This is a genomic window from Microbacterium dauci, assembly GCF_030065535.1.
Lineage (GTDB): Bacteria > Actinomycetota > Actinomycetes > Actinomycetales > Microbacteriaceae > Microbacterium > Microbacterium dauci.
The window spans coordinates 394,204-420,674 of sequence record NZ_JASJND010000001.1; the positions used below are offsets into that span (position 1 = coordinate 394,204).

The window sequence follows — 26,471 nt, forward strand, 5'->3', positions numbered from 1 at the left end:
CGAATGGGGCGGGTTCGGGGTCGGCCGGTCAGGTGATGACGGGGACGGGCTCGGTGTCGGGAATCGGGCTCGCGTCGCGGCCGCGCAGATCGGGGAAGCCACGGACGAACACCACTGCGACGAGCGTGCCGAGCACGCCGAAGCCGGCGGCCGCCCAGAACGCGCCGGTCGGGCCGACCCCGTCGATGAGGAACCCGGCGACCGCGGAACCCGCGGCCGCGCCGATGAGCTGTCCGGTGCCCATCCAGCCGTACGCTTCGGCGGTCTCGCTGAACTTCACGCTCGCACTCGTCATCGCGAACATGGCGGCGAGGGCGGGGGCGATGCCGATGCCGGCGACGAACAGCGAGGCGCCCATCCACCAGACGTCGAGCGACACGACGATCGCGGTGACACCGACCGTGACGACGGCGAGGCGTCGCGCCATCGCCCACGGTCCGATCGGCACATGCCCGAATGACAGACCGCCGGCGAGACTGCCGACCGCGAACACGGCGAGGACAAGGCCCGCCTCGAGGCCGTCATGCCCGAACGCGGCGACGACGCCCGCCTCGACCGCGGCGCACGCGCCGATGAGGAGGAAGCCGATGACGGTGCCGAGCAGGACGACCGGCTTGCCGAGCACCTTGCCGAACCCGCGGCGGCTGCGGGGGATGCGCACGCGCCCGACCTCGGGGGAGAGGATGAACCACGCGCACCCGCCGATGAGGATGGCGACGATGAGCAGCAGCGCCTGCACTGTCCCGACCTGGGTCGCGACGAGGGTCGTGACGACCGGCGCGATGATCCAGATGATCTCCTGCAGGCTCGCGTCGAGCGAGAACAGTGGGGTGAGCTGGCGCGAGGTGACGATCTTCGGGTAGATCGTGCGGACGGCGGGCTGCACCGGCGGGTTCGAGATACCGGCGAGGAAGCCGAAGAGGATGAAGCCGGGGAGTCCCAACGGCACGACCGCGAGCACGAGGATCGCCGCCGCGCACACCGCCGCCGTCAGCGTGAGCACGCGGCGCATACCCCAGATGCCCATCCAGCGGCTCGTGACCGGTCCCGAGATCGCCTGACCGACGGATGCCGCGGCCAGCACGAGACCCGCGGCCCCATACGAGCCGGTCGTCTGCTCCACGTGCAGGAGCACCGCGAGGCTGGTCATCCCGCTCGGGAAGCGTGCCGTCAGCTGTGCCGCGATGATGCGTGCGACGCCCGGTGCACGCAGCAGTTCCTGGTATCCCGCCACCCGTCAACCGTACTCGCGGAGCGGGTCGTGCCGACACGCCGCGACACGCCCGACACGCCGGTGCTGCCCGAATCCGATGTCGGAGGTCCCACCTACCGTCGCAACTGTGGATGACGGCCCCGCAGGCGCTTCGTTTTCCGCGGATTCCAGGACTTTTCGACCGGGCGATCCAGACCCGGATCTGTGGATGAAACGGTGGACAAGTTGTGTTGTACCTGTGGAGGACGGTGGGAAAACTACACGGATGTAACTACTAGCCCTTGTGGTGCTCGCCAGTGTCCGTACCCATATGTAGTATTGAGCTCCCGGCGGGCAACCACGGGAATTCCGGCGGGCAATCGCTGGAAACACCGGCGGTCAGCCGCTGGGAACACAGGGACATCGAGGGGAGAGAGGGCCGAACATCATGGCGATCACCGTTTACACGAAGCCGTCCTGCGTGCAGTGCAACGCGACGTACCGCGCACTGGACTCGAAGGGCATCGAATACGAGGTCCTGGACCTCTCCGAGGACCCGGCAGCGCTCGAGCGTGTGAAGTCGCTCGGCTACCTGCAGGCTCCGGTCGTCGTCACCGACGAGGACCACTGGTCGGGCTTCCGTCCCGACAAGATCGACGAGCTCGCTTCGCGACTGGTCTGACCGATGAGCGCGGCCGTTGCGACGCACGTGCCGCCGCTCGTCTTCTTCTCGAGCGTGTCCGGGAACACGGCACGATTCGTCGAGAAGCTCGGGATGCCGGCACGTCGCATCCCGCTCCACGCCACCGAGCCCCTCCTGCAGATGGAGGAGCCATATGTGCTGGTCACCCCCACGTACGGGGGTGGCCAGGGTCGTGGAGAAGAGAAGGGGGCGGTCCCCAAGCAAGTGATCCGCTTCCTGAACGACGAGCGCAACCGTTCCCTGATCCGGGGGGTCATCTCCGCGGGGAACAGCAACTTCGGCGAGCACTTCTGCCTCGCCGGCGAGATCATCAGCCGCAAGTGTCAGGTGCCGCACTTGTACCGGCTAGAAGTATTCGGCACGCCCGAAGACGTCGACCGCGTGAGCGGCGGATTGGAAGACTGGTGGAAACTGCAGTGACCGACATGGCCTTCAAGACGGAGGCACGGTTCGAGGGCATGGACTACCACGCCCTCAACGCGATGTTGAACCTCTACGGTGCGGACGGGAAGATCCAATTCGACGCCGACCGGCGCGCGGCGCGGGAGTACTTCCTGCAGCACGTGAACCAGAACACGGTGTTCTTCCACTCCCTCAAGGAGAAGCTCGACTACCTGGTCGAGAAGGAGTACTACGAGGGCGCCGTCATCGACGCCTACCCGTTCGAGTTCATCCAGCAGCTCAACGACCGCGCCTACGCGAAGAAGTTCCGTTTCGACACCTTCCTCGGCGCGTTCAAGTACTACACGAGCTACACGCTGAAGACCTTCGACGGCAAGCGCTACCTCGAGCGCTTCGAGGACCGCGTTGTCATGACGGCCCTCGCGCTCGCGGCCGGCGACCAGGACCTCGCGAACAACCTGGTGGACGAGATCCTCTCGGGCCGTTTCCAGCCCGCGACGCCGACGTTCCTCAACGCCGGCAAGGCGCAGCGCGGCGAACTCGTGTCGTGCTTCCTGCTGCGCATCGAAGACAACATGGAGTCGATCTCGCGCGGCATCAACTCGTCGCTGCAGCTGTCCAAGCGAGGCGGCGGCGTGGCGCTGCTCCTCTCGAACATCCGTGAGGCGGGCGCCCCGATCAAGCAGATCGAGAACCAGTCCTCGGGAATCATCCCCGTCATGAAGCTGCTCGAAGACAGCTTCAGCTACGCGAACCAGCTCGGTGCGCGTCAGGGTGCCGGTGCCGTCTACCTGTCGGCACACCACCCCGACATCATGAAGTTCCTCGACACCAAGCGCGAGAACGCCGACGAGAAGATCCGCATCAAGACGCTCTCGCTCGGCGTCGTCGTGCCCGACATCACGTTCGAGCTCGCCCGCAACGACGAGGACATGTACCTCTTCTCGCCGTACGACGTCGAAAAGGTCTACGGCGTCCCGTTCGGCGACATCTCGGTCACCGAGAAGTACCGCGAGATGGTCGACGACTCGCGCATCAAGAAGACGAAGATCAACGCGCGCGAGTTCTTCCAGACCCTTGCCGAGATCCAGTTCGAGTCGGGCTACCCGTACATCATGTTCGAGGACACGGTGAACCGGGAGAACCCGATCAAGGGCCGGATCAACATGTCGAACCTGTGCTCGGAGATCCTCCAGGTCAACACGCCGACGACGTTCAACGAGGACCTCTCGTACGACCAGATCGGCAAGGACATCTCCTGCAACCTCGGGTCGATGAACATCGCCCTCGCGATGGACGGCCGCGACCTGGCCGGCACCGTGGCAACCAGCATCCGTGCGCTCAGCGCGGTCAGCGACCAGAGCCACATCCGCTCGGTGCGTTCGATCGAGGACGGCAACGACAAGTCGCACGCGATCGGCCTCGGACAGATGAACTTGCACGGGTACCTCGCCCGCGAGCACGTGCACTACGGTTCGGAGGAGGGTATCGACTTCACGAACATCTACTTCTACACCGTGCTGTTCCACGCCCTCGAGGCATCCAACAAGATCGCCATCGAGCGCGGCCAGGTCTTCGACGGGTTCTGGGACTCGAAGTACGCGTCGGGTGAGTTCTTCGACAAGTACACCGAAAAGGAGTGGAAGCCGGCGACGGCCCGCGTCGAGGAGCTCTTCGAAGGCATCCACATCCCGACGCAGGAGGACTGGCTCGCGCTGAAGGCGTCGATCCAGCAGCACGGTATCTACAACCAGAACCTGCAGGCGGTCCCGCCGACCGGCTCGATCTCGTACATCAACAACTCGACGAGCTCGATCCACCCGATCGCGTCGAAGATCGAGATCCGCAAGGAAGGCAAGATCGGCCGCGTCTACTACCCGGCTCCGTTCATGACGAACGAGAACCTGGAGTTCTACGAAGACGCGTACGAGATCGGCTACGAGAAGGTCATCGACACGTACGCCGCGGCGACGCAGCACGTCGACCAGGGCCTCTCGCTGACGCTGTTCTTCAAGGACACCGCCACCACGCGCGACATCAACAAGGCGCAGATCTACGCGTGGCGCAAGGGCATCAAGACGATCTACTACATCCGTCTCCGTCAGATGGCGCTCGAGGGCACCGACATGACCGAGTGCGTCTCCTGCATGCTCTGAGCCGGTTGAGATTCGAAAGAGAAACGACATGACCCCCGAACCGTTGAAGCTGCTGGGCTCGGTCCAGGCGATCAACTGGAACCGCATCCAGGACGACAAGGACCTCGAAGTCTGGAACCGTCTCGTGAACAACTTCTGGCTGCCCGAGAAGGTGCCGCTGTCCAACGACATCCAGTCGTGGGCGACGCTCACCCCCGAGGAGCAGCAGACCACGATGCGCGTGTTCACCGGCCTGACGCTCCTGGACACCATCCAGGGCACCGTCGGCGCCGTCTCGCTCATCCCCGATGCGATCACCCCGCACGAGGAAGCGGTCTACACGAACATCGCGTTCATGGAGTCGGTGCACGCGAAGAGCTACTCGTCGATCTTCTCGACGCTCGCCTCGACGCCCGAGATCGACGACGCGTTCCGCTGGTCGGTCGAGAACGAGAACCTTCAGAAGAAGGCTCGGATCGTCATGGACTACTACCGTGGCGACGAGCCGCTCAAGCGCAAGGTGGCATCCACCCTGCTCGAGTCGTTCCTCTTCTACTCGGGGTTCTACCTGCCGCTGTACTGGTCGTCGAAAGCGAAGCTGACGAACACGGCCGACATCATCCGCCTCATCATCCGCGACGAGGCCGTGCACGGCTACTACATCGGCTACAAGTTCCAGCGCGGACTCGAGACCCTCGGCCAGGCCGAGCGCGACGAGCTGAAGGACTACACCTTCTCGCTGCTCTACGAGCTCTACGACAACGAGATCCAGTACACGCAGGACCTCTACGACGGCATCGGCCTGACCGAGGACGTCAAGAAGTTCCTGCACTACAACGCGAACAAAGCGCTCATGAACCTCGGCTACGAGGCCATGTTCCCGTCGACGGTCACGAACGTGAACCCGGCGATCCTGTCCGCGCTGTCGCCCAACGCCGACGAGAACCACGACTTCTTCTCAGGGTCGGGCTCCTCGTACGTCATCGGCAAGGCCGTGGCCACCGAAGACGACGACTGGGACTTCTGAAACCCGCGTAATTCCGCGGATCTCGACCAACGAAGAGGCCCCCGGTGAGCTGCTCGCATGAGCGCTCGCCGGGGGCCTCCTCCGTGTCGTGACTACATTTTGACTACATCTCGTCACGAAACCGACTTCGCGCGGGCCGCGCTCATCGCCTCGGCAACTGTGTCGAGGTCCTCGTCGAAGAGGTCAGCGTAGACATCGAGCGTCATGGCCGCGGACGAGTGGCCAAGCATCCGCTGCACGGCCTTCACGTTCGCGCCGGCCTGGATCGCGAGCGATGCTGCGGTGTGCCGCAGATCGTGCGGAGTCACCCGAGGGATCGTCGCATCGATCAGCTGCGCCGCCTTCACCGCAGCTTGGAACCACCCCGACGTCGCATGCGGGTAGGGGAGCTGCGCGCCACCATCGCCGAACACGAATCCCGACCGCGGCTTCCCCTCACACGCTCGAGCGAGATCTCCGACGAGGAAGTGCGGCATCGCGACCTCACGGCGCTCGCCGGTCTTGGGCGTGCCGACGACGTACTGACCGCGGACGTAGACCGCGTTGCGTTCCACCGTTAGCCGGCGGCGAAGCATATTCAGGTCGCCGACCTGCAGCTCGACGGCCTCACCCCACCGGAGCCCGGTGTAGGCGAGGAAGCGGACGAGGTTGGGATGCGCGGCTCCGGCTGCGATCGTCTCGACCTGGTCGTGGGTGAGATACCGCTGGGGCTTCCGCTTCTTCTTCGGCAGCTTCACGCCGGCCATCGGGTTGCGTGGGATCACCCTGTCGCGCTCCGCGATCGCGAGGATCTGGTTCAGCACGAACGCGGCCCGGCGGACCGTCTGTGCGGCGCGCTGCCCGGAGAGCTCACCGACCCAGTCCTCGAGCTCGGACGGTCGGATGCCAGCGACGCTGCGCCCGCCCCACTTCGGCTCGACGTGCGTGCGGTACGAGGACCGCATCCCTTCCTGCGACGAGGGCTTGAGGGTCGGCAGGTGACTGCGCTCCCACTGGGTCGCGAACACCGAAACGGTGCGCCGGCCGAGGGACGGGTCGACGTACTCTCCGGTCGCCTTGGTGATGGTGACCGACGCGAGGTAGAGGCTGGCCTCCTTCTTCGTCTTGAAGCCGCGCTTGCCGGTGACCGACTTATCTGGTTTCCGGTACTGCACGCGGTACCGCGGGCCGTCCTTCGTCTCGTACTTCGAGATTGTCCCTGACATCGGTGATGCTCCTTCGGGTCGGAGCGGCCGCTATGCGACCTGGGTGCGGTGGGACCACTGGCGGGTCCCCATCTTCGCTCGGACGTAGGTGACGCCGCGGAGCTTGGTGAGGCAGCGCTGCATCCAGAGGTTGAGCGCGTCGATGGTCACGCCGAAGTGCTCGGCGATGTCGTGCTGGTGGTGGCCCTGTTGCTCGAGCTGCGCGTAGATCTCGGGATCGATGAGCAGCTGCGCGGCGTACAGGTCAGCCTCGTCCTCGGCGTCCCGATCGCCCTCGCACTGGTGAGCGTGGTGTGCGTGGCCGAGCTCGTGCGCGATCGTGAACGTCTGTTCGTCGGGGGAGAGGGCGAGGCTGACGAAGATCTCGCGCTCGTCTTCGTACCACTCGCCGAGCACGCCCGGCTCGAGGTGCGCGAGGTGCACGGCGATCCCCTTCGATGCGGCGAACCGCACTAGCTCTCTCATTCAGTCCCCCCGACTGTCTCGTCTACTCGGCGTGCGGTGCAGCGTCCGCCTTGCGGACGCCCTTGCGGGCCGCGGTGCGCTGCTTCGCCGGCGGCTGCTTCACACCAGGCTCATCATCGGCAGAGCTACCGACACCGCCGAACTGCCCGCGCACTACGTTGCTGCTGCTGGCGGATCGCTCCACGCGGGCGAGCAGCTCTCGCGCGAGCTCGAGATCGGTGAGCTCGGCCACTCCGATCTTGACCTCGCGGACGCCGGCCTCCGCGTCGGTGATGAAGCCTGCCTCGGCAAGGGCTTCAACGACGGGCCGCCCGTACGAGCGAGCGAACTTGAGCACGAACTCGACGGCGGGCCGGCTGCCCTGCTTCCACCGCGTCACGTTCGACTTGTCGATGCCCACCACGTCGGCGATGTCCTTCGCCTGGACGACGCCGGCAACGAGCTGCACGTAGTTCCACCATCTGGTCTCAGTCACGGCTCTCAGAGTAGTTGCGCGAACGCAACAGCGCAAGTGAGTGCAGCAACCAAACTTGGAGTTGCACAACAGCATCACCTCACTTACGATCGGTTGCACATCCGCAACTGGCGGTTGCAGTACCAGAACCCGAGGATCTGCTCATGGCGACACTGACCATCGACTCCAAGCGATTTCAGGAGCTCCGCGACGAGCACGGGCTGGACACGGTGCAGAGCCTCGCTTCGGCGCTCCATGTCGACAAGGGCACGGCGTCCCGGGTGCTGACCGGCAAGGCGGCGCCTGGCCCGCGCTTCATCTCATCGGTGCTGCTGACGTTCCCCGTGAAGTTCGAGGACGTGTTCACCGTCGTCGGCGAGGACGATGCCAACGCGGCCGGTGAGGCCGTCGTAACCGATGAACTGGCGGTCGCATCGTGAGCTGGGGTCAGATGTCGCCGGCCGAGATCGTGTCGATCGCGTTGCTTCGCGCCGATGCGCAGTCCGACCCGACACGACCGGGATGGTTCGCCCGACTGCTTGGCGACAGTGCCGACCGAATTCTTCTACCGCTCGTCGACGAGCGGCGCGCCGAGCACTTCGCGCTCGCCGAGACTGAGGTCCGCGGCATCCTGCAGAGATTCGGAGGCATCGCGTTCGATGCCGCCGACGACGATCAGTGTGCTGGCTGCGCAGCCGTCGCCAACTCGTCTCTCCTCGAGCTTCGAGCGGAGATGGTGCGTCAGCGTCGCACACCCGCTGATCTGGCCGAAGTCCTTGGCGTTTCCGTGGCCACCGCCATTCGTCGCCTCGACGGGGTGACGCCGATGAACGTTGCCGACTTCGGCGCGGCGTGCGAGTGGCTCCAGGTCGCGCCGCATGTGCTGATCGCGCGGGCGGAGGCAGCGCTGTGACCGCGTCGAACGTCACCCCGATCCGTGGCACGGGCGCGCTCGCCGCCTCGAGCGCGGACGCGCCGCGCTACCTCTCGCCCGAGCAGTTGACCGAGCGACTCCCAGGCGTGTCGAAGCGTCAGCTGCAGCGCTGGCGCGACGAGGGGAAGGGCCCCCGCTACGCGAAGCTCGGCAAGTCGGTGGTCTACCGCGAGGTCGATGTCGACGCGTGGGTGGCGAACAACCTCGTCAGCACGAGGGAGCAGTCATGACCGCTCCCATCTCTCAGAACCCTCCGCGCCCCCAGGCGGAGGTCCCCCGCACCGATCTGACCGGTGCCGCGCGGTCGCCCCATTCCCCCCTCGGGGCGACCGCGCGTAGGGCTCTCGAGCGTGGCGAGTACGTCATCTGCACTGCAGCCGGCGAGCCCGTCATCCGAACCTCCGACCCGGCCGACGCCGAGCGGATCCGCGCATCGATCAACGGCCGCATCAAGCGGCGTCTGCGAGGTGCGTGACCGTGGTCGACATCCTCATCCTGTCATTCACGTGGATCGCCCTCGTCGTCGTGGTGTGCCTCACCATCGCGACCGAGCGTCGGATCCGTAGAGCAGACGCACTGCGGGCCGAGGCAATCAGGGTGTCGGCTTCGGCGCTTGCGTCAGCTCAGCGGGCAGAGGCACTTCTTGGCTCCCAGTCTCCTCACCGATCCACCAGTGGAGGAGGAGCGACTCAGGGAGCTCCCCGAACCGATTCCGCGCCATCTGCACCTCTGCGCGACCGCCCGGTTGGATCTGAATGTTGAATCCGGAGACGCTCACAGCCCACCCCTTGAGGCGGTCGTTGTCGAACTGCACCGAATCGACCATCACCGCTTCTGTGTGGCGAAGCCGGATCTTGACGTCGCCGGCATACAGCCCCTTCCGCACCTGGCTGTCTTCGTACTCGAACGACACCCGTGACCGGTTGTGTGCCTCGGTCGCACGAGCCTCAGCACGTTCCGCGATCTCCTGCGCACGGCGCGCGATGTCCAGCGCCTCACGTTCTCGCGCTTCGGCCCGCCCCGCCCGTCGATGTGCGAGCCACCCGATCCACCCTGCAGCGATCGACAACACGAGCCCGGCCCAGCCCGGAACCTCACCCCAGATTTCGTCCATGCGCCGGAGCCTACCGACGCCCACCGCATTCGAGGTCCCCATGATCCGCCGCCTCCTGCTCCTAATGGGGCTCGTCCTCCTCGCGGTCGACGTCGCCCGACTGAACATCACGGGTCTCGCGCTCGCCGGTGTCGCCCTCATGGCGATCGCCGCGCACCTCTACGGCGCCCTCACCCGGGAGTTCTGGATCGCTGACGACGAGGAGTCCGCACGCCTCGCCGCTGCCGATACGGAGGTGCCCCGGTGAACCTCGCAGACGCCACGCTCTTCGTCCTCGCGCTCGCCGTCCTCGGTCTTGGCGTCTCGGTGATCTGGGGCGGCATCCGCCTCGAGCTGCTCCGCGCCCGCGTGGTCGAGCTCACGAAGGAGCTCGACCGCCGCACCAACGTCATCCCGCTCTTCGCGATCGCGCAGAGCTGCCGTGTCTGCCAGGCGACAGACGACGCCGTGATCCTGGCCGGCTGCTGGTGGGTCAGCCCCGACCTCTGCTCCTCGTGCGACGACGACGCCGCATCCTCCCTCGCCCGGGGTGAGAGGGCATGACCATGGTCGAGCTGCAGCAGCCCCGCACCCTCATCCACCGTGTCGACGGCCGCGACCTCCGCGTCCTCGTCGACCGTCCCTACATCTACTTCGCCCGTGACGACGTCGAGACGATCGCGACCGTCCCGCCGTGGGGGACCGGTGACACCCTCCTCACCGAGGCCGACGAGCACACGATCGAGATCTCTGGTGTCGCGTACGTCCCCATCGACGTCGCCCTGAACCGTGTCCGTGACGACGCCAAGGACCGCGTCAAGGCTCACGCGTTCATCGCCTGGGTTGAAGAGCAGCGGCCAACCTTCACGAACCCCGACATCCTCGAGCTCGCCCACCAGCCCGCATCCTTCGCGTCCGCGTACACCGTCGCTGGCGCCGCGAAAGCGCTCGCCGACGAGCTCGGCATCAAGCTCGGCCGCGATCGCCTGTTCGAGCTCATGGACTCCCTCGGCTGGATCGAGCGCAACAGCGAGACGTCGAACTGGATGGTCACCGCTCTCCCGCACAACAAGGACTGGCTCGCCCTTCGCGCCATCACGATCGGCCCGCGCCGCACTCACGCCGCCGGCCAGCAGTACCTGCAGATCCACGTCACGCAGGCCGGGCTCGTCGAGCTCGCCCGCATCCTCCGCCTGCAGCAGCCGCAGCCGGCCCCCACTCCCGAACCCACCCCGACCCTCTTCGACTGAACCCGAGGACTACCCGATGAACGACGACACCCTCACTGACCACGCCCACACGCCGGTGCCCGCACCCCGGGCGACCGCGACCGGACCCCTCGTCCGCACCGACGACCGCGCGGCACTCGCGGCATCCCTCGCGATCACGGCGCTTGTCGCCGTCGGCGCGCTCGGGATCCTCCTCGCGTTGGTGTCCCCGTGACCGGCGTGATGGTGCCGGCCCGCGGTGTCCGCCGCCGCCTGCAGGCGCTGCACGCCCGCGGGTGGACCGCGACCGAACTCGAGCAGCAGCTCGGCATCCCCGACGAGACCCTCGGAATGCTGCTCTGGCAGTCCACGGTCCCGCAGCGCACCCACGACATCATCGCGGCCGCGTACGAGGTGCTCTGGAACCAGGCACCCCCATCGCCGCCGGCGGTTCGCCAACAGGCGATCGCGCGTGCCACCGCGAACGGGTGGGCGCCGCCCATGGCGTGGGACGACATCGACACCGACGACGCACCGTTCACCGGGACGGAAGACCCGGATGCCGCGGCCGCGTACATCGACCACGTCGCAATCGAGCTCACCCTCCGCGGAGAGCCCGCCCCCGCTCTCACCCAGGCGGAGCGCCGGATCGCTGTCGCACGACTCCACGCCGGCGGCCACTGCGACATGGAGATGGCGCGCCGCCTCCACGTCGACGGGAACACGATCCGGAAGGACCGCAAGGCACAGGGACTGCCACTGAACCTGACGCGGTGGTCGACCGTCCGAGCCGAGGACGCCGCCTGATGCGCTGGCTCATCCGTCGCGAACCGGTCCGCAGCGCCCCGTTCGGCGCGCACACGGCCACCTTCTACGCGTGGGTCGTCCGGACGTACCTCGGCACCCGGGGGACACCGCCTGAGGAGCGCAAGCTCTCCGAGCCGCTGGTCGAGTTCAACCGGCTCTCGGAGGCGCACCGATGGGCAACCGGACGGTCGATCATCCACCGCGCTGAGCACTTGACTCCGCGTGCCCTCAGATTCCGTGACATCCCAGACACCCGCGTCCGCTGACCACCCACGACACCCCGAAGGAATACCCGCCATGCCCGAGACCACCCTCGAAGAGCTCACTCTTCTCGCCGTCAACCCCGCGACGCTCGGCGTCCGCGACCAGGTCCGCGGTGACGCCACCCCCGACGAGGCATTGATCGCATCAGTGCGCCGACACGGCATCCAGCAGCCGCCGACCGTCGTCTGGGACGCGACCGAGAACCGGTACGTCATCGCGATCGGCCACCGCCGTGTCGGTGCCGCGATCGCCGCAGGTCTCGAACGCATCTACGTCATCGTCCGCGACAACGCCCCCATCGACGAGGCCGGTGACCTCGAGCGGCAGATCGTGGAGAACGAGCGTCGCGAGGGGCTGAACGCGAAGGACCTCGCCGCCGGTTACGAGAAGCTCAGCCTCTTTGGTCTCCGCCCGGAGGACATCGCCGCCGGACTCGGCGAGAAGCCCGAACGCATCCGCGCCGGCCTCAAGATCAAGACCTCGAAGACCGCCAGCGAGCTCGTCGACGAGCAGCCCTCGATCGACTTCGCGCAGGCCGCGGCGATCGCCGACTTCGACGAGCACCCGAAGATCCAGAAGCGCCTCGTCGAGACCGCCACCACCCGCCCCGAGAACTTCGCCCGCGACGTCGAGGCCGCCCGCGACGAACGTGCCGTGGTCGAGAAGATCGCCGAGATCAAAGCCGTCCTCGCGGCCGCGGGCATCCCGTTCATCGAGTCCTTCACCTACAGCCAGTACGGGTGGACGAAGAAGGGCGGCATGTACGGCGGCCCGGGCGCCGAGGTCTCGAAGCTCGCAGACCCCGCGACCCCGGGCGTGCAACTCACGCCCACGGACCACGCAGACTGCCCCGGTCGCGGCGCCTACATCCACCGCGCGTCCCCGCACTACCTGACGAACGATGACGGCTTCGAGGTCGGCTACGTCTGCACCGACTGGGCCGAACACGGCCACATCAAGTGGGAGCGGGCCGCGGCCGAGAAGACACCGGAAGAGCTCGAGCGAGAGGCCGAGCGCCAGCGCGCCAACGAGGAGTGGGAGCGCGCCGCCGCGGAGCGACAGAAGGCTCAGGCGATCTTCAACGCGAACACTCGCGCACGCCGCACCTGGATCCACGATCATCTCACCACGGGCCGGCTCCGCCCCGCCGCCGCCCACTTCGACATCCTCGCCGCCGCTGTCGGTGTGCAGGTGTACCGCGAGGAGGGGCAAGACGCGGACGTCACCATGGAGCTGCTCGCCGGCGACGTCCGATCGCCTGACACCTGGTCCGCCCACCCCAACCGTGACGAGCTCGTCACGATCGTCACCACCCGCAGCGCCCCCTCGCTCCGCGTCGCGCTCGCCGCCGCGTTCGCGGTGCTCGAGGACATCGTCGAGGCGGGGGAGGGGATCGCGTACTTCGACGCTCTCGTTGCGCTCGGATACACGCTGACCGACACCGACCGCGAGCACATCGAACGTGCGAAGCAGGCGCTCTCCGCGGACGCCGAGCTCGACGGCGGGGCTGACGACGAATGATCGACCTTCCAGCCGACGTCGAACACGGCACACCCGAGGGATTCGCTGCTGGGTGCAAGAAGGACACGGACTGCCCAGCGCTCCGCGAGCACGGGCTGGCGTGCGTGTACGCGCACGTGCGAGCCCAGACCGACTTCCGCTACTTCAAAGCGAAGGCGCGCGACCCCCGACCCGCCGCGATAGCGCGCGCGCTCGGCATCACTCCGCCTGCAGCTGCCGACACCGCGAAGTTGGCCGAAGCCGACGCAAAGCGGCCCCGCCGTCAGCGTCCCGTCACGAACCAGTCCAAGACGGCGGTCGCGCCGTCGCCGGCGCCCGAGAACACCCCGACCCCCGAGGAGCACGAGATGCCCACCAGCGAAGAGCCGACGTCGACTCCGACGATCAAGCCGACCCCGCCGACCCCGCCGAAACGGACCCCGCCGGCGCCGACACCGCCGTCGGGTCGCTCCCGTGAGGAGCTCGCCGATATCCGGCTCTGGGCCCGCTCGAACGGCTACGACGTCGCCTCCCACGGTCGAGTCCCGGTGAAGGTCATCGAGGCCTACGACGCCGCTCACTCGCCCGTCAAGCCCGAGCCCCAGCCTGTCGCCGCGGAAGCCGCTGCAGACTTCGAGCCGATCCCCGGATCCATGGACAACGGCGACGGATCCTTCACCCACCCGGGAACGGACACGCCGCTCGAGGAGGCGGATGTCGTCGACGAGACCGACGGAGCCGAGATCGGGGAGTACGACTACGCGGCCGCATCCGACAAGCTCGACGAGACCCGCGAACGCGCCGGCATCTCGATGACGTCGATCACTGGCGGCGCCACGATCGACGATCCGGCACCCGTGATCGATTCGGTACTCGCTCACCTGAAGGTGCCCCGAGGGGTGCGCCCGGCGTGGGCGGACGTCGCCATCTCCGAGGACGTCGAACGTGCACGCGCGCTCGCCGCCCACCTCGAGGCCGAGAACGCGGTCTACGTCAGCCAGCTCGACACGATTGGCACAGCGCTCGAGACCGCGCTCCGCGCGTGGGCAACCGCTACCGAGAGGCTCGCGGAGGAGCAGCGCCGGTCAGCGGTCGCGTCGCGGCTCCGCAGCAGCTCGAACAGGCATCTCCTCGAGAAGATCCAGGCGCTCACCGCGCAGCTCGGCGCCGCGGACACCACGATCGAGCGACTCAACGCGGCCGCTGAGGACGATGGGCAGCGCATCACCGACCTCGTCAACGAAGTCGACCGGCTCAGCGCTCGCCGCTGGTGGCAGTTCGGGGGCGCCCGATGAGCACCGAGATCGTCGCCGAGCACCTGGTCGCGCTGAGCCGCTGGGTCGAAGCCGGCAATGCGCACCGCGACCCCGAAGCCCTCACCCTCCACCGTGTGATCAAGGTCGCCGAGGAGGTAGGGGAGACCGTCACCGCACTCATCGGCGCGCTTGGCGCGAACCCGCGCAAGGGCGTCGAGGGCACGATGGAGAACGTCCTCGAGGAGCTGCTCGACGTCGCGGTCGCCGCGCTCGGCGCATACGAGCACATCGACGCCCACCAGGGCCGCGCCTATGACGAGCTCGCGAGCAAGATCATCCGTGTCGCCGAACGCGCCGGCGTCGTCGACCCCACCGTCGAGACCTGGGAGTACGGGTTCGCCGACCGCGCAGAGAGTGCCGAGGCGGAGGTGCGTGCTCGAGAGGCCGATTACGAGCGACGCTCAATCGAGGGTCGCACGGACCAAGACTACGAGCAGCGGATCGCGGCGCTCACGCCGACGCCACAGCCGATCGACCGACGCAACGCGAAGGTCGGCGAGATCTGGATCGTCGACATGCAGGGCCGCACGAACATCGTGTGCGAGGTCCGCGCATCCGACCACTTCACCGCCGGCATCGGCTTCCAACCCATCTACGACAACCTCGCCGGCCCCGGAGTCGGCGCGCCTGTCATCGACGCCGCCCGCCGAATCTGGCCAGAGCACGGCCACGTAGGGGCGGAACTGTGAGCCCCGAAGAACTCCTCACCTGGGCCGCCGCGCTCGCTGCCGCAATCACCGCAATCGCGCTCGCCGCGGTCGCTGTCGTCGGCGCCGTGTGGTGCATCTCCGCGATCGTGAGGAGCCGGCGATGACCGAATCGGAGGACAAGATCGAGGCCCTCAACCGAGCGTTCGGCTCACGAACCGGTGACACACCACGATTCACCGCCGAGAGCGAGGGCGACGACTACCTGTTCGGCGCGCTCATGGCCAAGGGGGAGCGGCGATGAGCCGTCTCGAGCCCGCTGACATGATCGAAGCGAAGGTCGGCGCGTCCCGCCACCAGGACAAGCACCTCGGCCGCGCCGTATCCGCCGAGCAGCGCGTCTACGTCCTGCACTCGCAGGCCTGCGTCGACACCGGGCGAGATCTCCGCACATGCGAGTACTCGATCGCGCTCGACCGGGGGATCGACCTCGGCATTTGGCGCGACTACCAGGACCATGCTGTCGAGCTCGGCATCGACGACGAATACCTCGACCTCGTTCCGCTCCGCACCTACGTCGCCTGATGGGAGCGCTGATCGATCTCACCGGCCGCCGCTTCGGGCGGCTCACTGTCGTGCGCCGGCTCGCCGACGCGCTCACCGCTGGTGGAACGCGCCAGCCGGCGTGGGGGTGCGTGTGCGATTGTGGCCGGCGCACCGTGGAGCAGGGGCGTGCGCTGCGTGCTGACCGGGCGCTGTCGTGCCGGCAGTGCGTGCGTGATCCGTCGCGGATGCTCAAGTTCGGGACGACGTACCTCGTGTACTGGCCGGGGCTGAACGTCCTCAAGATTGGGCGCGCGTTCCGTGGCTCGCGTCTCGAGATGATGCGGCAGAGCGGCGCCGTGGTGCTGCTCGATGCTCGCGACACGGACGGGTCGTGGGAGGCCGCTGGTCTCCGGGCGTTGCGGCGCCTGTTCGACCCCGCTTTCGAGGGCCCGACCGCTGAGGGTCCTCGCCGCGCCGATCGGATCCTCTACAAGGGCCGCGGCTGGTCGGAGTGCTTCACCGTGGAGCCCGCCGACCTTCAGCTCGCATTCGATACCTGCATGCGAGCGTTCGCACGAGAAGGGAACGACTTTGGACAAAACCCCCCAGCCACCGCCTCCTGGCGGCGTGCCCTCACCAGGGTCCAGCGTGCTCGGGCTGCCCGTCGAGGCGGCGCCGACCGCGTTGGGGCTGCTGAGGCTGGCGGGGGCGTCACCGATGCTCCTCGACCCTGCGAGAGTCGCCGCGCAGCTCTACCCCTCGGAGTCGCGGCTGTCCTCGACGGAGCGCGTCGTCCTGCACGTCGTGATGCTCGAGGAGGCCGGCTATCTGCGGACGTGGGTGGAGGAGGGGACGGAGTGGCTGCAGTTGCTCGACGCGACTGCGCCGGCCGCCCCGCACGTCACCTCGACAGCCTTCCGGGACGCCTTCAGCGCCCCGCTCGCCGATCCATTTTCATCGGCTGGGGAGAGAGAGAAGGAAAGAGAGAAGAGAGCGGGAGCGCGCGAGCGGGCGAGAGCGCAAGCGCAGGCGGAGGAGCGTGCGTGGGAGGCCCGCTGGGCCGATCATGCTCAACGCCCCGCCTCGCGTCCGGAACGGCCTCGCCTGCTGAACGCCCCGCCCATCGGATGTCACGAACACCCCAACGGCACCAGCACGCCCTGCGGACCTTGCGGCACCGCAGCGGAGTATCGCAGGCAGTGGCTCGCTCGGGAGAAGTACGTCGAGCAGCTCGCGATCTTCGAGGAGACGAATGGGGTGGACGACGATGAGCCGTTCTGACACCACGGAGCGATACTGCATCCGAGGGTGCACCGTCCGCGATGCGCACTTCGCCACCTGTCCGAGCTTCGGGGCATCCGATGACGCCTCGTGCAAGGGGTGCGTGCCGGCCACGGCCCGTGACGGCGTGCTGATCTGCGAGCGGTGCTATCGGTCGATGCGCCGGCTGATCGACGATGCCCCCGACTTGATCGCTCACCTCCGTTCGGTCGCCGACCCGACCAAGGCCCGCGTCTACGACCGTGTCCTCGTCCAGTCGTCTCAGCCCGAGCTGCCCGCTCCGGTCGACGCCAGCATCCTCGACGCGTCGAACGACATCGCGGTCACGCTGCGGATCTGGGAGGCGAGGGTCTTGCATCCCGAAGCCGAGACTCGTGCGTATCACCTGCGTGCTGGCATCGAAGGCGACGTCGCGGCTGACTCTGCTCGATGGGACGCCGATGTGGTCCTGGCGGGGCTCGACCTCATCGCGAATGATAAGCGGCAGGTGCTCGCCCTCGGCGATGCTCTTCTGGCTCGGTCGGGATCCTCGTCGCCGGACTTCTGGTCGCTGGCGGACGTGGCTGCTCGGTGGGCGATCGATGACAAGCCTCGGTGGGCGGAGGCGCCGTGCCCGGAGTGTGACCTGATGACAGTGCGAGTCCAACCCTCGCATCGCCGAGGCGGCCGCACTCGCTACGTGTGCAACGAATGCGGATGGGAAGCCAACGACCTCGATGACGGCGGACTGTGGGCGATCGCCTTCGCGGAGTCCGTGCCGGCGGTTCCTGCATGAGCTCGGCGAGGTGGCTGACGATGGCGGATGCTGCGAAGCGCGTGCGCAAGGATCCTCGAACCCTGCGTCGCTGGGTCGCTGACGGGGATCTCGACCAGCGTCGCGTTGCCGGGCTCATCGTCGTCTCCGAGGCTCAGCTGCTCCAGGTCGAGAAAGCGCGCCGAGAGCGGATGCACTCTGGAAAACGGCGCGACCCGCCGTGAAACCCTTGTCCACCCTCGTCCGCTTTGCGTGCTACGCTGTGCGTGCACGAGAACTATGACCGAAGCCTCACCGATCCGGTGGGGCTTTCGTCGTTCTCGGGGGCCGGCCCGGAGACGCGCTTTCGGGTAGCGCTCGGGCTCCGTGAGGCCGGCCCCACTGTCAGACTTCGCCCCGCCCGCCACACGCTCTCACTTCTCTGCAGGAGCGACCGGCGCCGCTACGACCTCCCTCGTGTCCGCTGTTCGGGCCCGGAGTGAGCGGCATTCGTCTCCGGTCGGATCGATGCGCACACTGAGCGGTGTTGGGCGGCGGGGCGTCGACTCCTCGCAGCTCGGTGATCGTGACGTCTCGGGTAGCGCGAGTGAACGGGGGAGCCGGTCGTCGTCTGTTGCGCGCCGACGGCCGGCTTCATCCTGTGAGCGGGGGAGCGCGATGGGCATCGACGGCATGAGCATCCCGAAGTGGGGCGGTCGCCGAGCGGTCGCCGCGCTGAACCAGGTCAAGGCGGAGGGGCGCCGCCGCCGCGCGCCGTGCTGCATCTGTCATCAGCCGATCGACTACAGCCTCGCGTCGACCGACCCGCGAGGCTGCACAGTGCAGCACCTCAAGTCGCGCAAGCTCTTCCCGCAACTCACCTGGTCGCCAAGTAACTGGGGTCCCGCGCACAAGGGTTGCAACGAGTCGGCCGGCGACGGAAGCGACGCCGAAGACGAAGGCGTCACCTCATCGGACTGGTGATCGACCGCGCGCCGAGCGGCGTGTCGGCTATCGAGGCTTCGGCCGCTGAGCCCGCGTGAGCGAATAAGCGGCCCCTCCGACGCCCGATGCTCAAAAAATCCAGCGAGGCGTGGAGGGCGGAAACCGCGCCGGAGGGCTTCCTCTCCCCCCGGATCCGGACCCCCTACCCTTTTCCGGCGTTGCTTGGCAACGAAAACGGACCCTGACCGGGGCAATCCCCGACATTCCACCCGATCACTTCTGGAGGCGTCATGAACTCGATCACGGCCCGCGGCCTCGCGGACGAGGCGGAGCTTCGCGGCAAGAAGGTCGTGGTCGTGTCGGCGACGGTCGACCACGCCCGGGACGCATTCGAGGAGTTCGAGGCGCTCGGTCGCCCCACCGTGTCGCACGTCACTCGAGCGAATGGCCGGCCTCGCATCGACTTCGTGTCGAGTGGCTCGGTGCGGTTCGTCGGGCACCGGCAGCACGGTGAGCTTCGCGGCATCTCGGCCGACGTGGTCTTCGTCGACTGGGACGTCGAGACCAGCGCGGCGATTGGCGAGCTGGAAGAGCTCTACGACACCGCGCGGAAAATGACGGTGACCCGAGCGGGCGCCAGGATCATCCGCGCCTGACATCATGCGCGATCGCCGCGACATCCGCGCTCGCCGCGAGGGTGGCGCCGGCATCCGCGCGATCGCGCGCGAGACGGGCGCTTCACGCAACGCGGTGCGCCGTGCTCTGGACCCGGATGCTGCGCTCAAGTACTCGCGGCCGTCGATGGCGGATGAGTACCGTGACGCGGTCGTCGAGGTCCTGCACGACTATCCGCGCATCACCGTCACGCAGGTCGGCGAGCTCGTCGAGTGGCCGGGTTCCCGTCGAGCGCTCTCGGACCTCGTCGGAGATCTGCGGCCAGCCGCCCTCGAGCGTGAGCTCGAAGACCTGAACTGTCCCGCACTCGGCGCGATCGCCGTCGGCAGCATCACCTTCGGCCCGATGACGATCGGCCGCATGAACGTGGGGAGCATCCATGCCGGCCCCGAAGAAGCTCAACTTCGATCCGCCTGATCGGCTCACCGACGCGGAGCGCGAGGTCTGGGTCGAGATGACCCGCCGCGGCCGCATGTCCCCGACGGTGACCCCCGAGACGCTGGAGACGTACTGCTCGCTCGTCGTCCGCTGGCGCGCGGCATCCGCGAAGGTCGAGTCCGAGGGCCTCGTCGTCGACGGCGGGGACAAGCGCGGCGCTGTCGTCCACCCGGCGCTCGCCGCTGAGCGTGAGCTCGCTGAGCAGGTCCGCAAGTGGTCGCCGCTGTTCAACCGCACCGCGGCAGCACGCCGGCCCGGCCCGATGGTCAACGCGACTCGCCACTCGATCGAGGCGGCCGAGCTCGACAAGAAGACGGAGTACGAGGGCATCTGCCTCGCCGTGCTGACGCTCGCGTGGCTGATCGACGAGGCGCAGCGCGAGGGGCTCGAGGCGCTGCAAAAGGCGACGTACAACCTGATCCCGTCCTACGTGAAGGGGTGCGCCGAGCTGCAGATCACGCCGGCGTCGCTGCCCGCGGGCGTACCCAAGAAGGGGCAGCCAGGTGGCAAGGTCACGAAGTTCGCAGACGCGGCCGCGGAGCGCCGCGCGAGGGCGGCAGGCTAACCCGCTCCCGCTGCGCTGGCCGGTCCCGAAGGGCTGCGGCCAGGTCTACGTCGACAAGGTCCACGAGCGCGACAAGGCGACGCCGGAGACGGCGCACCTGTTCGGATCCGCCGAGCCGCGCATCAGCACACCGCCGCTGCGCGAGCTCACCCCGGAGACGTCGCTCGGCTTCGAGGTCATCGACTTCGCGTACGAGGTCCTCGGCGTCGTCCTGCTGCCGTGGCAGCGTGCCGCGCTGATCCGGATGCTCGAGCTCAACGAGGACGGCACGCTCCGGTTCCGCACCGCAGTGGTGCTCGTCGCCCGCCAGAACGGGAAGTCGACGCTCGCGCAGGTCCTCACGATCTGGCTGCTGTTCGTCTGGGGTTGGCCGCTGGTGCTCGGCACCGCGCAGGACCTCGACGTCGCCGAGTCGCTGTGGGAAGAGGTCGTCGACCTCGTCGAATCCAACGAGGAGCTCAACGCCCTCAAGGACGGCGTCACCAAGGTCAACGGCAAGAAGAGCCTCAACCTCACCACCGGCGCGAAGTACAAGGTCAAGGCCGCGAACCGTCGCGCCGGCCGTGGCCTCTCCGGAAACCTCGTCCTCCTCGACGAGCTCCGCGAGCACCAGACCTGGGACGCGTGGGGCGCGATCACCAAGACCACCATGGCCCGCGCTGAGGCGCTCATCCTCGCGCTCTCCAACGCCGGCGACGTCACCAGTCGGGTACTCCGCTACCTGCGCCTCATGGCTCACCGGGCGCTCGGCGATCCCGACGGCATCGCCGCGCTCGAGGACGGCGCCGGCCCCAGCGAGGACGACCTCGAGGAACTGCTCGACACCGACGAGATCGACCTCGACGAGTTCGACGACGAGGACGCCACCGACCTCGAGCTCGACGACCTCGAGCAGGACGAAGAGACCCTCTGCATCCTCGAGTGGTCCGCCCCTCCCGGATGCGACAAGCGCGACCGGACCGGCTGGTCCTGGGCCAACCCGTCCCGCGGCTACACCATCTCCACCAAGACGATCGCCGCGGCATGCAACACCGACCCCGAGTGGGTGTTCCGCACCGAGGTCCTCTGCCAGTGGAACGACGGCGCCACCTCCGGCCCCTTCGCCCCCGGCGCATGGGACGCGACCAAGACCCCGGTCGTCATCGACGAGAACGGGCGCCGACGCCTCGCACGCCCCGACGTCGACAAGATCGTCGGTCCCGTCGTTGCGGGGCTCGCCCAGCAGACCGGACGATCCAAGACCTACATCGCGCTCGCCGGGTTCCGACCCGACGGGCTCCCACAGGTCGAGGTCGTCACCGTCAGTCACGGCTCCGACTGGGCGAGCGGCTGGCTCACACACAAGGACCGCAGGGGTCGTATCAGAGCGGTCGGCGGACAGACCTCCGGCGTGCCCGAAGGCACCGTGCTCAAGAAGCTCAAGGCCGACCCGAAGTTCCGGATGCCGGTCGTCGAGATGAACGGCAGCGACCTGCTCGACGCTTACGCAGACGCCGATGACGGGATCCGCGAGAAGCGGGTCTGGCACACGCCCTGGGCTTCCCTCGACCTCGCCGCCGGCACCGCCGAGTGGAAGACCCTCGCCGGTGGCGCACGCGTCATCGACGTCAAGGAATCCCCGACCGACCCGACCGCGCTGCGCGCATGGATCGCGGCCTACTGGCTGCTCATGCATCAGCCGGTAAAGGCACCGCCGCCACCACCGCCGGCGCGCGTGATCGATCTCTCCGGAGACGACAGCGACCGCGGTGACGACGTCGACTTCACCAGCGTCCATTTCTGATCAGGAGGTGCCTGTGACCGAGCTCGGCTACCAGACAGGCGCAATCCCCGGATGGTCTTCGCTGGTCGAGGAGACGCACGAGTCGAACCCGGATCTGATGTGGCCGCACTCGATCGACATCTTCGATCGCATGCGGTCCGAGGACTCGCAGGTCGGGTCGGTGCTCCGCGCGGTCGTGCAGCCGATCCTCTCCACGGAGTGGGTCATCGACCGTGCAGGCGCGCACCCCGAGCACGCTCAGCACATCGCGACCGACTTTGGGCTGCCGATCAAGGGGCAGGCGTTCGAGGCCCCGCTGCGCACCAAGGATCGGTTCTCGTGGAGCGATCACCTTCGGCTCGCGCTGCTCGAGCTCGTCTTCGGTCACTCCTTCTTCGAGCAGGTGTACCGCACCGACGGCACGGGCCTCGCCCACCTGTCGAAGCTGGCATGGCGTCCGCCGCGCACGATCGCGGATGTCCACGTCGCGAAGGACGGCGGCCTCGAGTGGATCGAGCAGCGGGCACCCGTAGGCGGCAAGAACGTCCGAATCCCCGTGCGCCGGCTCGTCGCATACGTCAACGAGCGCGAGGGCGCGAACTGGCTCGGCCGGTCCCTGCTGCGCAACGCGTACAAGAACTGGCTACTGAAGGACCGGTACCTGCGCGTGCAGGTCATCGCCGGGGAGCGGAACGGCCTCGGCATGCCGCTGTACGAGGGCGCTCCGCTGCCCTCCGGTGTGTCGATGACGCCCGACGAGGCGCGAGCCTGGCTCGAGGCGGAGCGCACGTCAGGCCTGACCGTCGCGAAGCAGGCGAAGTCGGGCATCGAGTCCGGCGTCTCCATCCCCAACGGTGCGAAGTTCACGTTCAAGGGTGTCGAGGGAACCGTCCCCGACATGGACAAGCCGATCCGGTACCACGACGAGCAGATCGCGCGCGCCGTGCTCGCGCACTTCCTGAACCTCGGGACCGAGACCGGCTCGTGGGCGCTGGGCTCGACGTTCGCGGACTTCTTCACCAATTCGCTCAACGCGGTCGCGCAGCACATCGCAGCGATCACGCAGGCCCACGTCATCGAGGACCTCGTCGACGCGAACTGGGGCCCGACGATGCCGGCACCCCGGATCGTGCCGGCCAAGATCGGCGCGAAGCACCCCGCGGTCGCAGAGTCGATCAAGCAGCTCCTCGACAGCGGCGCGATCGAGCCGGACGAAGCGCTCGAGGCCGACGTGCGCGCGTCGTACAACCTCCCGGTGAAAGACACCGCGACCAGACGTGAGCTGCCCCGGCGCTCCGAGACGACCTCGAGGGAGGACGCATGACCATCAACGTCAAGGCACCGAACCGGTACTGGGGCGCGGCGACGCCGCCCCAGTCCAAGCGGGACTTCTTCAACGCCGTCACCTCACCGCCCGCTGCGGACGGCAGCACGGTCGCCACCATCCGCATGTACGGACCGATCGACAGCTGGGGCGGTTGGTGGGGGATCTCCGCGAAGGACATGGGCGAAGTGCTCGACGCGCTCCCCGACACCGTCGACCGCATCATTCTCCGCATCAACTCGCCCGGAGGCGAGGTGTTCGAGGCGATGACGATCCTCAATATGCTCCGAGCCCACAAGGCCAACGTCACAGCGGTCGTCGATGCGCTCGCCGCCTCTGCGGCGTCGTTCATCGCCGCGGGCTGTGACGACACGGTGATGTCGCCGGGCACGCAGATGATGATCCACTCGCCGCTGGTCTTCACCTACGGGAACGCCGAGGAGCTGCGGAAGGACGCGCAGATCCTCGACGGCATCCAGGACTCGATCATCGAGATCTACGCGGCGAAGGCAGGGGAGAAGGCGGCCGCCACCGACTGGGCGCAGCTGCTCGCAGACGAGACCTGGTACACCGCCGAGAAGGCGGTCACGCAGGGCCTCGCGGATCGTGTCGCCACCATCCCGAACGCCGGCGAGACCCAGACCGTCGGCGCGGACGACGAGGACGAAGACGACGACCTCGTCATCGTCACCGTCCCCGTCGAGGACGCCACCCCGACGCGCCCCATGCTGTTCGCCGCGCGCACCGCGGCCACCATGCCCCCGGTATCGACCGAGCCGGGTACCCCCAACCGGAAGGAGACGCTCGACATGAGCGACACCCCCCTGGCTGACATCCGCGAGCGGCTCGGCATCCCCGCCGACTCGACCGACGAGCAGCTGCTCGCCGCCGTCGAGGAGCTCTCGGTCCGCGCAGCCGTCACCACCCCGCCGAGCATCCCCGCCGGCACCCAGCTGATCGACTCCACCGTGCTGGAGCAGATCCAGAACCAGGCATCGCAGGGCGCCCAGGCGCTCGCGACCCAGACCGAGGAACGCCGCACCCGCGTCCTCGATCAGGCACTCGCCGAGGGCCGCATCACCGCGGCATCGCGTGCGACCTGGGCGGCCCTGCTCGAGACCAACGAGACGGGCACCACGGAGGCGCTCAACAGCCTCCCGAAGAACACCGCGCTGCCGGTCGTGGAGCTCGGCTTCTCCGACACCGTCAACAGCGCCGACGACGCGCTCTACGCGAAGGCGTGGGGCAACGACGACACGAAGGAGGCCTGACATGGCCGACCACATCCACCTCTTCGAGCCCGGCGCGAAGGTCACCTTCACCGCCAGCGACGAGATCACCGGAGGCCGCCTCGTCGAGGTGACCGGAAACCGCGAGGTCGCCCACGCCGCCGCGAATAGCGTCAAGGTCGTCGGAGCCGCGGCACGCGACACGAAGGACGGCGAAGACGTCCTCGTGCTGCGCGGCGGCATCCAGAACCTCGTCGCCTCCGCCGCGATCGCGGTCGGCACCCGGATCAAGGCGGCCGCGGCCGGCAAGATCCAGGCCGTCGGCGCCGGCGAGAACGGCATCGGCATCACCCTGACCACCTCCACCGCGGCGGACCAGCTGGTCCAGGTCGCGCTCGACCAGTAAGGACATCGAGATGAGTTCCCTCACCTACCCGGTGCCCGCGATCGACAACACCGAGGACCTCAGCACCGAGCAGATCCACCAGCTGCTCCGCTCCCAGTCCGCGATCGCTCGACGCGTCCGCACCCTCGCCGCACAGCGCTTCATCTCCGACGCGCTGCTCAAGGGCCGCTTCCGCAGCATCGGCGGATCCGTGCTCTACGAGAACGGTGACCCGCTGTTCGCGCCGGACGACCCCGAGTCGATCCAGCCCGGCGGCGAGTACCCGCGCTCGCAGGTCACCGCCGGCGACCTCGCCGCCGCGAAGGTCGACAAGTGGGGCCGCGACTCCCCGGTCACCGACGAGTCGATCAAGCGCCGCGGCATCGACGTCGTCAACCGCGCGCTCCTGCAGCTCGTCAACCGCATGGTGAAGTTCGTCGACTCCGCCTCCCTCGGCGTGATCGCATCGAAGATCACCGCGACGGTCACGTCGCCCGGTCAGTGGACCGCGGACGTCGCGAACATCGTGCTGTCGGTCGAGCTCGCCAAGGCGCAGGCCGAGGAATCGGGCGAGGGTCACACCCTCGACACGATCGTCCTCACACCCACCGCCTACGCGAAGGTCATGGCGCAGTTCCTCAAGGCGGGCCTCCTCCCGCGCGAGGCCGCCAACCCGCTCATCACCGGCGCGTGGCCGACCGTCCTCGACCTCATCTGGCTGCGCTCGCCGCACGTGCCCACCACGGCACCGCTGCTGGTGAACAGCGACGAGCTCGGCGGCATGGCCGACGAGGACCTCGGTGGTCCCGGTTACTCGAAGTCCCTCCCGGGCGTCGAGACCAAGTCCATCCGCGAGGAGAAGACCGACAGCTACCTGCTGCGGTCCCGCCGCGTCACGGTTCCCATCGTGACCGACGCCACCGCGGGCGTCACGATCACGGGAACGGGGCTCTGATGGCTGCGAAGAACCGCCACCGCGTCACCGCCGTGATGATCGTCGCGAAGGTGCCGGGCGCGCAGGGCGGTGAGGCGTACTTCCGCCGAGGCCGCTTCCTGCCCGACTCGGTCACCAACGACGAGGTCAAGCGCCTCAAGGGGCTCGGCCTCATCGAGACCGTGAAGGTCGAGGACCAGCCGGACCAGGCCGCGGCCGCCGCTGCTCAGGCAGCTGCGGGTACGCCCGCTCAGCAGACGCCGCCGGCGTCCTGACGCACCGCAACACCGACGAGACAGGGG

The 26,471-nt window shown here is 67.9% G+C and carries 38 protein-coding genes; 33 read left to right on the plus strand and 5 right to left on the minus strand.

What is annotated here, in order from left to right; all coding sequences use genetic code 11:
- Nucleotides 1–28: 28 nt before the first annotated feature.
- Nucleotides 29–1,234, minus strand: coding sequence for an MFS transporter (locus tag QNI14_RS01875; RefSeq protein WP_283714486.1), 1,206 nt, complete (start codon nt 1,232–1,234; stop codon nt 29–31).
- A 406-nt stretch (nt 1,235–1,640) separates the two neighbouring features.
- On the opposite strand from QNI14_RS01875, the gene nrdH reads away from it, so the two are divergent.
- The 4 genes from nrdH to nrdF are packed head-to-tail and all read left to right on the plus strand — an operon-like array spanning nt 1,641 to nt 5,459.
- A complete protein-coding gene (nrdH, locus tag QNI14_RS01880) occupies nt 1,641–1,874 on the plus strand; it encodes a glutaredoxin-like protein NrdH (RefSeq protein WP_283714487.1) in 234 nt (77 codons plus the stop codon).
- A gap of 3 nt (nt 1,875–1,877) precedes the next feature.
- Nucleotides 1,878–2,315 (plus strand): class Ib ribonucleoside-diphosphate reductase assembly flavoprotein NrdI, encoded by a 438-nt coding sequence (nrdI, locus tag QNI14_RS01885; protein WP_283714488.1) that lies wholly within the window; start codon nt 1,878–1,880, stop codon nt 2,313–2,315.
- Between the two features lie 5 nt (nt 2,316–2,320).
- Nucleotides 2,321–4,453, plus strand: coding sequence for a class 1b ribonucleoside-diphosphate reductase subunit alpha (nrdE, locus tag QNI14_RS01890; RefSeq protein WP_283714489.1), 2,133 nt, complete (start codon nt 2,321–2,323; stop codon nt 4,451–4,453).
- A gap of 28 nt (nt 4,454–4,481) precedes the next feature.
- Entirely contained in the window at nt 4,482–5,459 is a 978-nt protein-coding gene (gene nrdF / locus QNI14_RS01895) for a class 1b ribonucleoside-diphosphate reductase subunit beta (protein WP_283714490.1), read from the plus strand.
- A gap of 113 nt (nt 5,460–5,572) precedes the next feature.
- On the opposite strand, the gene QNI14_RS01900 is transcribed toward nrdF, so the two are convergent.
- Genes QNI14_RS01900 through QNI14_RS01910 form a run of 3 tightly spaced genes read right to left on the minus strand, consistent with a single transcriptional unit; the run spans nt 5,573 to nt 7,604 of the window.
- Nucleotides 5,573–6,664: a site-specific integrase gene (locus QNI14_RS01900; RefSeq protein ID WP_283714491.1), complete on the minus strand. Its 1,092-nt coding sequence runs from the start codon at nt 6,662–6,664 to the stop codon at nt 5,573–5,575.
- Between the two features lie 30 nt (nt 6,665–6,694).
- Nucleotides 6,695–7,117 carry an ImmA/IrrE family metallo-endopeptidase gene (locus QNI14_RS01905; RefSeq protein WP_283714492.1) on the minus strand — a complete coding sequence of 141 codons (423 nt, stop codon included), beginning with the start codon at nt 7,115–7,117 and terminating at the stop codon, nt 6,695–6,697.
- Between the two features lie 34 nt (nt 7,118–7,151).
- The gene (locus QNI14_RS01910; RefSeq protein ID WP_283714493.1) at nt 7,152–7,604 is read right to left on the minus strand and encodes a hypothetical protein; all 453 of its coding nucleotides are present in this window, start codon (nt 7,602–7,604) and stop codon (nt 7,152–7,154) included.
- 143 nt (nt 7,605–7,747) lie between these two features.
- On the opposite strand from QNI14_RS01910, the gene QNI14_RS01915 reads away from it, so the two are divergent.
- Genes QNI14_RS01915 through QNI14_RS01930 form a run of 4 tightly spaced genes read left to right on the plus strand, consistent with a single transcriptional unit; the run spans nt 7,748 to nt 8,992 of the window.
- Complete coding sequence (locus tag QNI14_RS01915) at nt 7,748–8,023, plus strand: hypothetical protein (RefSeq protein WP_283714494.1); 276 nt, start codon at nt 7,748–7,750, stop codon at nt 8,021–8,023.
- Between the two features lie 11 nt (nt 8,024–8,034).
- Nucleotides 8,035–8,496 carry a hypothetical protein gene (locus QNI14_RS01920; protein ID WP_283714495.1) on the plus strand — a complete coding sequence of 154 codons (462 nt, stop codon included), beginning with the start codon at nt 8,035–8,037 and terminating at the stop codon, nt 8,494–8,496.
- A complete protein-coding gene (locus QNI14_RS01925) occupies nt 8,493–8,747 on the plus strand; it encodes a helix-turn-helix transcriptional regulator (protein WP_283714496.1) in 255 nt (84 codons plus the stop codon). Before QNI14_RS01920 ends, QNI14_RS01925 begins: the two co-directional genes overlap by 4 nt.
- Nucleotides 8,744–8,992, plus strand: a complete 249-nt coding sequence (locus tag QNI14_RS01930; protein ID WP_283714497.1) for a hypothetical protein — start codon at nt 8,744–8,746, stop codon at nt 8,990–8,992. Before QNI14_RS01925 ends, QNI14_RS01930 begins: the two co-directional genes overlap by 4 nt.
- 117 nt (nt 8,993–9,109) lie before the next feature.
- On the opposite strand, the gene QNI14_RS01935 is transcribed toward QNI14_RS01930, so the two are convergent.
- Nucleotides 9,110–9,631, minus strand: a complete 522-nt coding sequence (locus tag QNI14_RS01935) for a hypothetical protein (RefSeq protein WP_283714498.1) — start codon at nt 9,629–9,631, stop codon at nt 9,110–9,112.
- A 40-nt stretch (nt 9,632–9,671) separates the two neighbouring features.
- On the opposite strand from QNI14_RS01935, the gene QNI14_RS01940 reads away from it, so the two are divergent.
- The 25 genes from QNI14_RS01940 (at nt 9,672) to QNI14_RS02060 (ending at nt 26,444) form a co-directional block, all read left to right on the plus strand.
- Complete coding sequence (locus QNI14_RS01940; RefSeq protein ID WP_283714499.1) at nt 9,672–9,878, plus strand: hypothetical protein; 207 nt, start codon at nt 9,672–9,674, stop codon at nt 9,876–9,878.
- Nucleotides 9,875–10,174, plus strand: coding sequence for a hypothetical protein (locus tag QNI14_RS01945; RefSeq protein WP_283714500.1), 300 nt, complete (start codon nt 9,875–9,877; stop codon nt 10,172–10,174). The genes QNI14_RS01940 and QNI14_RS01945 overlap by 4 nt, the downstream gene beginning before the upstream one ends.
- Nucleotides 10,171–10,860: a phage antirepressor KilAC domain-containing protein gene (locus QNI14_RS01950; RefSeq protein ID WP_283714501.1), complete on the plus strand. Its 690-nt coding sequence runs from the start codon at nt 10,171–10,173 to the stop codon at nt 10,858–10,860. The genes QNI14_RS01945 and QNI14_RS01950 overlap by 4 nt, the downstream gene beginning before the upstream one ends.
- A 16-nt stretch (nt 10,861–10,876) precedes the next feature.
- The gene (locus tag QNI14_RS01955) at nt 10,877–11,053 is read left to right on the plus strand and encodes a hypothetical protein (RefSeq protein ID WP_283714502.1); all 177 of its coding nucleotides are present in this window, start codon (nt 10,877–10,879) and stop codon (nt 11,051–11,053) included.
- On the plus strand, nt 11,050–11,625 hold the full coding sequence (locus tag QNI14_RS01960; protein WP_283714503.1) for a hypothetical protein: 576 nt from the start codon (nt 11,050–11,052) through the stop codon (nt 11,623–11,625). Before QNI14_RS01955 ends, QNI14_RS01960 begins: the two co-directional genes overlap by 4 nt.
- Nucleotides 11,625–11,891: a hypothetical protein gene (locus QNI14_RS01965; RefSeq protein WP_283714504.1), complete on the plus strand. Its 267-nt coding sequence runs from the start codon at nt 11,625–11,627 to the stop codon at nt 11,889–11,891. The genes QNI14_RS01960 and QNI14_RS01965 overlap by 1 nt, the downstream gene beginning before the upstream one ends.
- Nucleotides 11,892–11,922: 31 nt before the next feature.
- Nucleotides 11,923–13,410 (plus strand): ParB/RepB/Spo0J family partition protein, encoded by a 1,488-nt coding sequence (locus QNI14_RS01970; RefSeq protein ID WP_283714505.1) that lies wholly within the window; start codon nt 11,923–11,925, stop codon nt 13,408–13,410.
- On the plus strand, nt 13,407–14,684 hold the full coding sequence (locus QNI14_RS01975; RefSeq protein WP_283714506.1) for an Lsr2 family DNA-binding protein: 1,278 nt from the start codon (nt 13,407–13,409) through the stop codon (nt 14,682–14,684). Before QNI14_RS01970 ends, QNI14_RS01975 begins: the two co-directional genes overlap by 4 nt.
- Nucleotides 14,681–15,394 carry a MazG-like family protein gene (locus QNI14_RS01980; RefSeq protein WP_283714507.1) on the plus strand — a complete coding sequence of 238 codons (714 nt, stop codon included), beginning with the start codon at nt 14,681–14,683 and terminating at the stop codon, nt 15,392–15,394. The genes QNI14_RS01975 and QNI14_RS01980 overlap by 4 nt, the downstream gene beginning before the upstream one ends.
- Entirely contained in the window at nt 15,391–15,519 is a 129-nt protein-coding gene (locus tag QNI14_RS01985; RefSeq protein ID WP_283714508.1) for a hypothetical protein, read from the plus strand. The genes QNI14_RS01980 and QNI14_RS01985 overlap by 4 nt, the downstream gene beginning before the upstream one ends.
- On the plus strand, nt 15,516–15,656 hold the full coding sequence (locus tag QNI14_RS01990; RefSeq protein WP_283714509.1) for a hypothetical protein: 141 nt from the start codon (nt 15,516–15,518) through the stop codon (nt 15,654–15,656). Before QNI14_RS01985 ends, QNI14_RS01990 begins: the two co-directional genes overlap by 4 nt.
- Nucleotides 15,653–15,937 (plus strand): hypothetical protein, encoded by a 285-nt coding sequence (locus QNI14_RS01995; RefSeq protein WP_283714510.1) that lies wholly within the window; start codon nt 15,653–15,655, stop codon nt 15,935–15,937. The genes QNI14_RS01990 and QNI14_RS01995 overlap by 4 nt, the downstream gene beginning before the upstream one ends.
- A 609-nt stretch (nt 15,938–16,546) precedes the next feature.
- Nucleotides 16,547–17,179, plus strand: coding sequence for a hypothetical protein (locus QNI14_RS02000; protein ID WP_283714511.1), 633 nt, complete (start codon nt 16,547–16,549; stop codon nt 17,177–17,179).
- A gap of 157 nt (nt 17,180–17,336) precedes the next feature.
- Nucleotides 17,337–17,954, plus strand: coding sequence for a hypothetical protein (locus tag QNI14_RS02005; protein WP_283714512.1), 618 nt, complete (start codon nt 17,337–17,339; stop codon nt 17,952–17,954).
- Entirely contained in the window at nt 17,951–18,157 is a 207-nt protein-coding gene (locus QNI14_RS02010) for a helix-turn-helix domain-containing protein (protein ID WP_283714513.1), read from the plus strand. Before QNI14_RS02005 ends, QNI14_RS02010 begins: the two co-directional genes overlap by 4 nt.
- Before the next feature lie 448 nt (nt 18,158–18,605).
- The gene (locus QNI14_RS02015) at nt 18,606–18,896 is read left to right on the plus strand and encodes a hypothetical protein (RefSeq protein WP_283714514.1); all 291 of its coding nucleotides are present in this window, start codon (nt 18,606–18,608) and stop codon (nt 18,894–18,896) included.
- 251 nt (nt 18,897–19,147) lie between these two features.
- On the plus strand, nt 19,148–19,513 hold the full coding sequence (locus QNI14_RS02020; RefSeq protein WP_283714515.1) for a hypothetical protein: 366 nt from the start codon (nt 19,148–19,150) through the stop codon (nt 19,511–19,513).
- Between the two features lie 4 nt (nt 19,514–19,517).
- Entirely contained in the window at nt 19,518–19,949 is a 432-nt protein-coding gene (locus tag QNI14_RS02025; RefSeq protein WP_283714516.1) for a hypothetical protein, read from the plus strand.
- Nucleotides 19,912–20,535 (plus strand): P27 family phage terminase small subunit, encoded by a 624-nt coding sequence (locus QNI14_RS02030; RefSeq protein WP_283714517.1) that lies wholly within the window; start codon nt 19,912–19,914, stop codon nt 20,533–20,535. The genes QNI14_RS02025 and QNI14_RS02030 overlap by 38 nt, the downstream gene beginning before the upstream one ends.
- Nucleotides 20,474–22,318: a terminase large subunit domain-containing protein gene (locus tag QNI14_RS02035; protein ID WP_283714518.1), complete on the plus strand. Its 1,845-nt coding sequence runs from the start codon at nt 20,474–20,476 to the stop codon at nt 22,316–22,318. Before QNI14_RS02030 ends, QNI14_RS02035 begins: the two co-directional genes overlap by 62 nt.
- A gap of 13 nt (nt 22,319–22,331) precedes the next feature.
- Nucleotides 22,332–23,621 carry a phage portal protein family protein gene (locus QNI14_RS02040; RefSeq protein WP_283714519.1) on the plus strand — a complete coding sequence of 430 codons (1,290 nt, stop codon included), beginning with the start codon at nt 22,332–22,334 and terminating at the stop codon, nt 23,619–23,621.
- Nucleotides 23,618–24,892, plus strand: coding sequence for a head maturation protease, ClpP-related (locus tag QNI14_RS02045; protein WP_283714520.1), 1,275 nt, complete (start codon nt 23,618–23,620; stop codon nt 24,890–24,892). Before QNI14_RS02040 ends, QNI14_RS02045 begins: the two co-directional genes overlap by 4 nt.
- Before the next feature lies 1 nt (nt 24,893).
- Nucleotides 24,894–25,256 carry a capsid cement protein gene (locus QNI14_RS02050; RefSeq protein ID WP_283714521.1) on the plus strand — a complete coding sequence of 121 codons (363 nt, stop codon included), beginning with the start codon at nt 24,894–24,896 and terminating at the stop codon, nt 25,254–25,256.
- Nucleotides 25,257–25,266: 10 nt separating this feature from the next.
- Nucleotides 25,267–26,190: a phage major capsid protein gene (locus QNI14_RS02055; protein WP_283714522.1), complete on the plus strand. Its 924-nt coding sequence runs from the start codon at nt 25,267–25,269 to the stop codon at nt 26,188–26,190.
- Complete coding sequence (locus QNI14_RS02060) at nt 26,190–26,444, plus strand: hypothetical protein (RefSeq protein ID WP_283714523.1); 255 nt, start codon at nt 26,190–26,192, stop codon at nt 26,442–26,444. The genes QNI14_RS02055 and QNI14_RS02060 overlap by 1 nt, the downstream gene beginning before the upstream one ends.
- Nucleotides 26,445–26,471 lie beyond the last annotated feature (27 nt).